This is a genomic window from Pseudohaliea rubra DSM 19751, assembly GCF_000764025.1.
In the GTDB taxonomy this organism is placed as follows: domain Bacteria; phylum Pseudomonadota; class Gammaproteobacteria; order Pseudomonadales; family Halieaceae; genus Pseudohaliea; species Pseudohaliea rubra.
The window spans coordinates 1-9,877 of sequence record NZ_KN234804.1 but is presented as its reverse complement, the minus strand read 5'-3'; the positions used below and the strand labels follow the sequence as shown (position 1 = coordinate 9,877).

The window sequence follows — 9,877 nt, the reverse complement described above, 5'->3', positions numbered from 1 at the left end:
GCTGCGGCAGGTGCCGCGGCGGGCCTCGCCGCGGGCCTTGGGCTCGTGCGCTGGCATGGCTGGCGCCACCGTCACGACAGCCGTCTGCAGCCCGCGCTGCTGGAAATCGTCGAACGCGCGGCGGAACCCCTGACCCTGCGCTAGCGTCCTGCTAACTTTCGTTATTCCCGGCAAGGAGTTATTCATGATTCCACAAGGCATTCTGTACCGCACGCTGCTGCTCGCCTTCCTTTCGCTGCCGCTGCTTGTCACTGCCGGCGAGCTTCCGGACTTCCGCACTATCGTCGCCGGGGAGTCGCCGGCTGTGGTGAAGATTCTGGTAGAAAGTCGCAGCGGCGCGCATCCGCGTATCGATACGGAGGAGATCCCCGAGTACCTGCGCCGCTTCTTCGAGTTCCGCGGCGAACCGCCGGGGCCGCGGGAGCGCATGTCCCTGGGGTCTGGCTTCGTCATCTCCGACGATGGCTACATCGTGACCAACAACCACGTGGTGGAGGGGGCAGACAGTGTCGTCGTCCGGCTCATCGACCGCCGTGAATACGACGCCGAGGTCATCGGCACGGACCCGCGGTCGGACCTCGCCCTGCTGCGCATCGAAGCCGAGGATCTGCCGGTGCTGCGCCTGGGGGAAGACGATGAACTGGACGTGGGCGAGTGGGTGCTGGCCATCGGCTCGCCCTTCGGCCTCGACTACTCGGTCACCGCCGGCATCGTCTCGGCCATGGGCCGGAGCCTGCCTACGGAGCGCAACGAAAACTACGTGCCCTTTATCCAGACCGATGTCGCTATCAACCCCGGCAACTCCGGGGGGCCGCTGTTCAACCTTGACGGCGAAGTGGTTGGGGTGAACTCCCAGATCTATACCCGGAGCGGCGGCTCTATCGGGCTCTCTTTTGCTATCCCGGTGAGCGTTGTGCGCAATGTTGTCGACCAGCTCAAGGCTGAAGGCAGGGTTACTCGCGGGTGGCTCGGCGTGACCATTCAGGATGTGGACCGAAGCCTTGCCGAATCCTTCAACCTCGAGCGGCCCATGGGGGCCCTGGTCGCCCAGGTGGCGCCGGGCAGCCCGGCTGAGGACGCAGGCATTGAGCCCGGGGATGTTATTGTCAGCTTCGATGGCGTGGCGATCGATACGTCTGCTGAGTTGCCGCACGTGGTCGGCCTGCTCCGACCCGGGGCCGACGTCGAGGCAGTCGTCGTGCGTGACGGGCGGCGCAGAACCCTCGCCGTTGAGGTCGGGGGCCTCGACGCCGACGAGGACCCGCGGGTTGCCGCTGCCGGCAGCGACGGTGACGGTGACAGCGCCCGCATCGGCATTAGCGCGGAGACCGCAGCGCCGGAGACCCTCGAGCGCTGGGGCATCAGTGGCGGCGTGGTCGTGCGCAGCGTGGTGCCGGACTCTCCGGCGGACGAGGCGGGTCTCCTGCCCGGCGATGTGCTCACCCTGGTCGGCTCACGGCCCATACAGGACCTCGACAGCCTGCGCGAGGCGCTCGAGGCTCAGGCACCGGGCAGTTCCGTGCCGCTGCGGCTCATCCGTCGCGGCGCACCGCTCTTCATCGGCCTGCGCCTACCCGAGTAACGACGCCGCCCGGCCGCATAGCGGGCGCCGGCGGGCTGGGGTACAATCCGCGCCCTTAGAGCCGGCGGCGCACGCGCCGCCACCCATTGTCGGCCCGTGGCCCAAAGAGGCCGTGGGCTTTTTTCATGCGCGTCGGCGCCGGACCTGCTGAGTGAGCGAACTGCAACATATCCGCAACTTCTCGATCATTGCCCACATTGATCACGGCAAGTCGACGCTTGCAGACCGCTTCATCCAGCATTGCGGCGGTCTCACAGGCCGGGAGATGGCGGAGCAGGTGCTCGACTCCATGGACCTCGAGCGCGAGCGCGGCATTACCATCAAGGCGCAGAGCGTCACCCTCGATTACAGCGCCCGCGATGGTCAGGTGTACCAGTTGAATTTCATCGACACCCCGGGCCACGTGGATTTCTCCTACGAAGTCTCCCGCTCCCTCTACGCCTGCGAGGGCGCGCTGCTGGTGGTCGATGCGGGGCAGGGCGTCGAGGCACAGTCGGTGGCCAACTGCTACACGGCGATCGAACAGGGCCTTGAGGTCCTGCCGGTTCTTAACAAGATGGACCTGCCCCAGGCAGACCCTGACAAGGTGCGCACGGAGATCGAGGAGATCATCGGCATCGACGCCAGCGAGGCCTGCCTGGTCAGCGCCAAGACCGGCCTCGGCATCGAGGATGCGCTGGAGTACCTGGTGGCCCATATCCCACCACCGGATGGTGACCGGGAGGCGCCGCTGCAGGCCCTGATTATCGACTCCTGGTTCGACAACTACCTCGGGGTAGTGTCCCTCGTGCGGGTGAAGCAGGGCGTGCTGCGCAAGCGCGACCGCATTGTCACCAGGGCTACGGGCAAGATACACCAGGTGGACGGCGTCGGTATTTTCACTCCGAAGCGCCGGGAGACGGCGCTGCTCCAGGCCGGTGAAGTCGGCTACGTCATCGCCGGCATCAAGGATATCGCCGGTGCGCCCGTCGGCGACACGCTGATCAGTGCCCAGCACCCGGACGTGCCTGCGCTGCCGGGCTTCCAGAAGGTCAAGCCGCAGGTTTACGCGGGCATCTTTACCGTGTCCACGGACGACTACGAGGATTTCCGCGACGCCCTGGCCAAGCTCACGCTGAACGACGCCTCACTCTTTTATGAGCCTGAGACCTCCGACGCCCTGGGCTTCGGCTTCCGCTGCGGCTTCCTGGGCATGCTGCACATGGAGATCATCCAGGAGCGCCTCGAACGCGAGTATGACCTGGATCTGATTACCACGGCGCCGACGGTCATCTATGAGGTCGTTGAAAAGAGCGGGGAAGTTGTGCACGTCGACAACCCTTCGGCGCTGCCCGAGGTCGGCGACATTGAGGAAATGCGAGAGCCTATCGCCCGCTGCAGTATCCTCGTGCCCCAGGAATACCTCGGCAATGTGATTACTCTCTGCGTCGAAAAACGTGGCGTCCAGAAGGATATGCAGTTTCTCGGCAGCCAGGTCTCGCTGAGCTACGACATCCCCATGGCCGAGGTCGTACTCGACTTTTTCGATCGCCTGAAGAGCGTTAGCCGCGGTTATGCCTCCCTGGACTACAGCTTCGATCGCTTCGAGGCGGCGAGCCTTGCCCGTCTGGATGTCTTGATCAATGGCGAGCGGGTCGATGCGCTCGCCCTTATCGTGCACCGGGATCAGCTCCAGTACCGGGGCCGGCAGCTCACGGAAAAGATGAAAGAACTCATCCCCCGGCAGATGTTCGACGTTGCCATCCAGGCGGCCGTGGGCGGGAAGATTGTCGCCCGGCAGACCGTGAAGGCTCTGCGCAAGAACGTCACCGCCAAGTGCTACGGCGGCGACGTGAGTCGCAAGCGCAAGCTGCTGGACAAGCAGAAAGCGGGCAAGAAGCGCATGAAACAGGTGGGTCGGGTGGAGATTCCCCAGTCCGCCTTCCTGGCCGTACTCCAGGTCGACGGTTGAGGCTGCGATGAGTATCGATTTCCCCCTGATCCTGCTGCTTGCGGTTGCCTTCACCGGTGGCGCCTGGCTCATTGATGCGCTGCTGCTCGCGCCGGCTCGACGCCGGCAGGGATCAGAGGCCGGCTCGGAGCCGGTGGTCGTGGAGTACTCGAAGTCCTTCTTCCCGGTGCTCTTTGCGGTCTTCGTGCTGCGCTCCTTCGTGGTCGAGCCGTTCCAGATACCCTCGTCGTCCATGGTGCCGACACTGGAAGTGGGGGACTACATCCTGGTCAACAAATTTACCTACGGGATCCGCCTGCCGGTGCTGCGGACCAAGGTCATCGATATCGGGGAGCCGGAGCGCGGCGACGTCATGGTGTTCTTCCCGCCGCACATGAACAAGACTTACTATATCAAGCGTGTCATCGGTATTCCGGGAGACGACGTGACGTACCGCAACAAGCGGCTCTACGTCAACGGGGAACGCGTGCCTCAGGAGCCCCTGGCCGTGGTGCCCGGCGGACGCTCGCGGCAGCGTGTGAGCCTTGCCGACTTCGGTGGCCGCAAGCACCTGGTTCAGGATGATCTGGTGCGGCCGTCCCGTGATTTCTCTGTCACCGTGCGCCCGGGGCACTACTTCATGATGGGCGACAACCGTGACAACTCCAGCGACAGCCGCGTTTGGGGGCAGGTCAGCGAACAGGATATAGTCGGCAAGGCGTTTGCGGTCTGGATGCACTGGGATTCGCTGTTCAGTATCCCGAGCTTCAGGCGCGTCGGTGTCATAGAATAAACGGGCGACGACAGCGGAGCACTGGCATGGCGGCAGTCCACAGGCAGCGGGGGATGTCCCTTCCAGCAATGCTCATCATCGCGATGATGGTGGGTTTCTTTATTATGGTGGGCCTGCGCATGGCACCCTCTTATATCGAGTTCCTGCAGGTCCGGGAGGTGGTGACCCGGGTCGCGGAGGAGTACAACCGCGAGGGGGACACGATCGCTGATGTGCGCCGCAAGCTGGCGACGCTCCTCAATACCAACCAGATCTATGGCATCGACTACAAGGACATCGAGGTTTTTCGTGAAGAGGGCCGCACCTGGATCGATGCCAGCTACGAGGCGCGCGTACCCGTGGCCTGGCGTATCGACGCCGTCATCAAGTTCGACGACCTCAAGTACGAGGCCGGCCGCAGTTATTCAGACTGAGCCCCCCGTGCAGCTCGACCGCCTGGAGAGCGCCATCGCCTACCACTTCGAGGATCGCGAGCTCCTCGTCCGGGCCCTGTCGCACCGCAGCGTGGGGCGGCAGAACAACGAGCGTCTCGAGTTCCTCGGTGACTCGGCCCTTAATCATTGCGTGGCCGAGCGCCTGTTTCACCGCTTTCCCGATGCCGACGAAGGCGAGCTCTCGCGCATGCGGGCGGCCCTGGTCCGGGGCGATACGCTCGCGACGGTAGCCAGGCAGCTCGGACTCGGCGACCACCTGCGCCTCGGGCCCGGTGAGCGCAAAAGCGGCGGTCGTCGACGCGCCTCTATCCTTGCCGATGCTCTGGAAGCCGTGCTCGGAGCCGTGCTTATCGACGGTGGTCTCGCGGCCTGCGGCGCGCTGGTGGAGCGGCTGCTCGAGGAACAGCTCGGTGCTCTCGAGGGCGCCGGGGTCAGCAAGGACCCCAAGACCCGCCTCCAGGAACACCTGCAGGGGCGAGGGCTGCCGCTGCCGAGCTACGAACTGGTGTCGGTGGAAGGCAGCGAACACGCCCGCGAGTTCGAGGTGGCCTGCCGCGTGGCGGCACCGGCCTGCGAGGCCCGGGGCAGCGGCAGCAGCCGCCGCCGGGCGGAACAGGCCGCCGCGAGGGCCGTGCTGGAATCCCTCGATCATGGCTGAGCCGATCCGTGCGGGTTACGTGGCCCTGGTGGGGCGGCCGAACACCGGCAAGTCCACCCTGCTCAACTACCTGGTGGGGCAGAAGCTCAGTATCACTTCCCGTAAGCCACAGACCACCCGCCACCAGATCCTTGGAATCCGCAGTGAGACGGGCTGGCAGGCGGTCTACGTTGACACGCCGGGGATGCACAAGGATGGCGAGCGCGCGATCAACCGGGTCATGAATCGCGCGGCCCGGGCGGTGCTCAGTGACGTTGATGCGATTGTCATGGTGGTTGATCGCACCGCCTGGACCGATGAGGACGAACGTGTCCTCGAGCAGGTCACTGCCGCCGGCGTACCGGTAATCCTCGCTGCCAACAAGGTTGATCTACTCGCCGACAAGCGCGTGCTGCTGCCGCACCTGGAGGCCCTCAGCCAGCGGGCTGACTTTGCCGCTATCGTGCCGCTCTCGGCGCTGCGTGAGCATAACCTTGACCAGCTCGATGCTGCGGTGCTGGAGCTGCTGCCCGCCCGGGAGTTCTTCTTTCCCGAGGACCAGGTGACGGATCGCACGGAGCGTTTTCTCGCTGCGGAAATCGTTCGCGAGAAAATTACCCGGCAGCTCGGTGACGAACTGCCCTATGCCACTGCCGTGGAAATCGAGGAATTTGCCGAGGACGCGGTCGTGCTGCATATCAGCGCGCTGATCCTGGTGGAACGCCGCGGGCAGAAGCGTATTGTCATCGGCGAGGGGGGCTCCCGCCTCCGCGCTATCGGCACGGAGGCGCGCAAGGACATGGAGCGCCTTTTCGATCAGAAGGTCATGCTGCGGCTCTGGGTCAAGGTGCGCGCTGGCTGGTCCGATGACGAGCGCGCCCTCAAGAGCCTCGGCTACGACGAGCGCGGATAGCCGCTTCATGCAGGCCAGCCTGCAGCCCGCCTATCTTTTGCACCGGCGCCCCTACCGGGAAAGCAGCCAGCTGCTGGAACTGTTCACAGCGGAGCATGGCCGCGTCGGCGTTGTGGCCCGGGGCCTGCGCCGACGGAGCCGGGGAGGGAGCCCCGGCGCGCTGCTCCAGCCCTTCTCGCCGCTCCTCGTGGGACTTGTGGGCCGTGGGGAACTGAAGACCCTGGCCGGCGTCGAAAGCGGGGGTGGCCTCGCGCCCCTGCGGGGTGACGCACTACTCTCGGGACTTTACGTGAACGAACTGCTCGTGCGCCTGCTGCACCGCGATGATCCGCAGCCAGCGGTGTTTGCCAGCTATGCAACGGTACTCGGAGCGCTGGCCGACGCCGCGCCCGTCGAGCCGGCGTTACGGCGCTTCGAGGGCGAGCTGCTCGAGGCCCTGGGCTACGCTTTTGCCCTCGATCACGATGCCCTGGCCGGTACACCCGTTGAGGCCACGCGGCGCTACATTTTCGAGCCGGGCGTGGGCCTGCGCGCGCAGCGCCCCGGCGCCGCGGGCACGAGCTTCGCCGGCGAGGACCTGCTGCGTGCGGCGGCGGGCGATTTTACCGGCAGTGCAGGGCGGGCGGCCAAGGGGATTCTGCGCAGCGCGCTCAGGGAGCTTCTCGGCGAGCGCCCGCTGCGCAGCCGGCAGCTGTTTCTGCGCCGCCGGGAGCGGAGCCGCGAAGGCAGCTGAAAGCCGCGGGGGGCTGGCTGTGGCCTAGGGAAGGTGCGCTCCCGGGCCGACGGCGGCCGGGTAGTTCCCGGCAATCGCTGTTGCGGCAGGGGCGGGGCTGTCACGGGCTGTGGGTCGCGGCAGGGGCCCTCCAGCGACTATACTCACCGGCTTGTCAGGGAAGGGAACGCATCATGCCCGACTATCCCACCATCGAAAGCTGCATCGGCAACACACCCCTGGTGCGCCTGCAGCGCCTTCCCGGCAGCAGCAGCAACACGCTCCTCGCCAAGCTGGAAGGCAATAATCCCGCCGGCTCCGTGAAGGACCGGCCGGCGCTGTCGATGATCGCCGAGGCCGAGCGACGCGGCGACATCCGCCCGGGGGACACCCTGGTGGAGGCAACCAGCGGCAACACCGGCATTGCCCTGGCCATGGCGGCGGCGATCCGCGGCTACCACATGGTGCTGATCATGCCCGAGAGCGCAAGCACCGAGCGCAAGCTGGCCATGCGCGCCTACGGCGCGGAGCTGGTCGAGGTGAGTGCCGAGGAGGGTATGGAGGGTGCCCGCGACCTCGCCGAGGCGATGGAGCGCGAGGGCCGCGGCCGTCAGCTCAATCAGTTTTCAAACCCGGACAACCCTCTGGCGCACTACCGCGGTACCGGACCGGAGCTCTGGCAGCAGACCGACGGTGAGATCACTCACCTCGTAAGCTCCATGGGCACCACGGGTACGATCATGGGGTGCTCCGCCTATCTGAAGACGCAGAACCCGGCGGTGCAGCTTATTGGTCTGCAGCCCACGGAGGGGGCGAGCATCCCCGGCATCCGCCGCTGGCCCGAGGCCTATTTGCCGAAGATCTTCGAGCCAGCACGGGTGGATCGGGTCATCGACATTTCCCAGGAGGAATCCGAAGAGGCCATGCGCCGCCTCGCCGCCGAGGAGGGCATCTTATGCGGTGTCTCTGCCGGGGGCGCCGTGGCCGCGGCGCTTCGGCTCTCTGCCGAGGTCGAGAACGCCACCATTGTCGCTATTATCTGCGACCGGGGGGACCGGTACCTGTCCACCGGCGTTTTCGGCGCGGGCGGCTGAAGGCGGCCGATGGTTCGGGTTCGCGACCAGGCGTGGATCGGCGCAGACGGGCACGCCGATGTGCAGGCGTGGCTTTCTCAGCTGCCGCTGGCGCTTGAGGTCGGTGACGCCGAGCGTGTTGCCGCCGCGGCCGGCAGCGTCGCCGGGGCTGTGGCGCACCCGGGACTGGACCTCGACGACTGGTGTACCGACTCGAACTGCCTCCTCGCCGGGCTTGAGACCGCGCAGATTCTCGCCGAACTGCAGGTCAGCGCGGACTGTCTCATCGCCGGCCTCCTGTACCGCGCCGTGCGCGAGGAGCGTTTGCCTCTGGCGCTGGTGGAAGAGCGCTTCGGCAGTGCTACCGCGCAGCTCCTGGAGGGCGTTCTGCGTATGGCCGCCGTATCGGACCTGCGCAAGACGGGCGATGAGCGCGTGCTCGGCCAGGCCGATGCCCAGCGCGATAACCTGCGAAAAATGCTCGTGGCCATCGTCGACGATGTCCGCGTCGCCCTGATCAAGCTCGCCGAGCGTACCTGTGCGATCCGCGCCGTGAAGAACGACCGAGAGCGGCGGGAGCCGATTGCCCGGGAGGTTTTCGACGTCTATGCGCCGCTTGCGCACCGTCTCGGTATCGGTCACCTCAAGTGGGAGCTTGAGGATCTGTCCTTCCGCTACCTGCACCCGGATGCCTACGGCAAGATCGCCCGGCTCCTCGACGGCAAGCGGCGGGAGCGCGACCTGTTCATCCGCCGGGTCTCGGAGCAGCTCCAGGTCGTGCTGCACAACGCGGATATTCACTTCGAGATTTCGGGTCGGGCCAAGCACATCTACAGTATCTGGCGGAAGATGCAGCGCAAGGGCATCGGCTTTTCCCAGGTCTACGACATCCGGGCCGTGCGGCTGCTGGTGCCAACGGTCGCCGACTGCTACGCGACCCTTGGCCTCGTGCACGGCCTGTGGCGGAACATCCCGAATGAGTTCGACGACTACATCGCCAACGCCAAGGAGAACGGTTACCGCTCGCTGCACACGGCGGTCATCGGCCCCGAAGGCAAAATCCTCGAAGTGCAGATCCGCACTTTCCAGATGCATGAGGAAGCCGAGCTCGGGGTTTGCGCGCACTGGCGCTACAAGGGTTCTGATCCGGACGCGCGTCTCGGCAGCAGCTACGATGAGAAGATCGCCTGGCTCCGCCAGGTGCTCGACTGGCATGAAGAGGGTGACGCGGAGGGCATTGCCGAGGAGCTGCGGGCTGACATCACCCAGGACCGGGTCTATGTGTTTACCCCCAAGGGCGATGTTGTCAGCCTGGCCGCCGGTGCGACGCCGCTGGACTTTGCCTACCACGTGCACACGGAGGTGGGTCATCGCTGTCGCGGCGCCAAAGTGAACGGCCAGATCGTTCCCCTGACCTATGCGCTTAAAACCGGCGAACGGGTGGAGATTCTCACCGGCCGCCAGGACCAGCCGCGCCGGGACTGGCTGCAACCGGGGCTCGGCTACCTGCGTACGAGCCGGGCCCGGGCCAAGGTGCAGCAATGGTTTAAGAGCCAGGCCCGGGAGGAAAATATCGACGCCGGCCGTCAGCTCCTCGAGCGCGAATTCCGGCGGATGGCGCTCACAAGCGTCGATTACAAGCGCATTGCCGCCAAGGTACAGCAGCCGACGGTGGAGGATATGTACGCCGCCGTGGGCGCCGGCGATCTCTCCTCTTCAACGGTGGTGAATGCCGCGCAGGACCTGGTCGGCGACCGGCCGCAGCCGCAGCTGCGGGTGGCGGCGCCGGCGGCGCGCCGCCGG

The 9,877-nt window shown here is 66.0% G+C and carries 9 protein-coding genes; all 9 read left to right on the top strand.

What is annotated here, in order from left to right:
* Nucleotides 1–184: 184 nt before the first annotated feature.
* Nucleotides 185–1,582, top strand: coding sequence for a Do family serine endopeptidase (locus HRUBRA_RS13875; RefSeq protein WP_035518136.1), 1,398 nt, complete (start codon nucleotides 185–187; stop codon nucleotides 1,580–1,582).
* A gap of 151 nt (nucleotides 1,583–1,733) precedes the next feature.
* Entirely contained in the window at nucleotides 1,734–3,533 is a 1,800-nt protein-coding gene (lepA, locus tag HRUBRA_RS13870) for a translation elongation factor 4 (protein WP_035518135.1), read from the top strand.
* A gap of 7 nt (nucleotides 3,534–3,540) precedes the next feature.
* Nucleotides 3,541–4,305: a signal peptidase I gene (lepB, locus tag HRUBRA_RS13865; RefSeq protein ID WP_035518133.1), complete on the top strand. Its 765-nt coding sequence runs from the start codon at nucleotides 3,541–3,543 to the stop codon at nucleotides 4,303–4,305.
* Between the two features lie 53 nt (nucleotides 4,306–4,358).
* Entirely contained in the window at nucleotides 4,359–4,718 is a 360-nt protein-coding gene (locus HRUBRA_RS13860) for a DUF4845 domain-containing protein (protein ID WP_035518131.1), read from the top strand.
* 7 nt (nucleotides 4,719–4,725) lie between these two features.
* The gene (gene rnc, locus HRUBRA_RS13855) at nucleotides 4,726–5,397 is read left to right on the top strand and encodes a ribonuclease III (RefSeq protein ID WP_035518130.1); all 672 of its coding nucleotides are present in this window, start codon (nucleotides 4,726–4,728) and stop codon (nucleotides 5,395–5,397) included.
* The gene (era, locus tag HRUBRA_RS13850) at nucleotides 5,390–6,289 is read left to right on the top strand and encodes a GTPase Era (protein ID WP_035518129.1); all 900 of its coding nucleotides are present in this window, start codon (nucleotides 5,390–5,392) and stop codon (nucleotides 6,287–6,289) included. The genes rnc and era overlap by 8 nt, the downstream gene beginning before the upstream one ends.
* 7 nt (nucleotides 6,290–6,296) lie before the next feature.
* Nucleotides 6,297–7,022, top strand: a complete 726-nt coding sequence (recO, locus tag HRUBRA_RS13845) for a DNA repair protein RecO (protein ID WP_035518127.1) — start codon at nucleotides 6,297–6,299, stop codon at nucleotides 7,020–7,022.
* A 173-nt stretch (nucleotides 7,023–7,195) separates the two neighbouring features.
* A complete protein-coding gene (cysM, locus tag HRUBRA_RS13840; RefSeq protein WP_035518126.1) occupies nucleotides 7,196–8,095 on the top strand; it encodes a cysteine synthase CysM in 900 nt (299 codons plus the stop codon).
* Between the two features lie 9 nt (nucleotides 8,096–8,104).
* Nucleotides 8,105–9,877 (top strand): RelA/SpoT family protein (locus tag HRUBRA_RS13835; protein WP_035518124.1); only part of this gene is annotated, 1,773 nt, incomplete at its 3' end.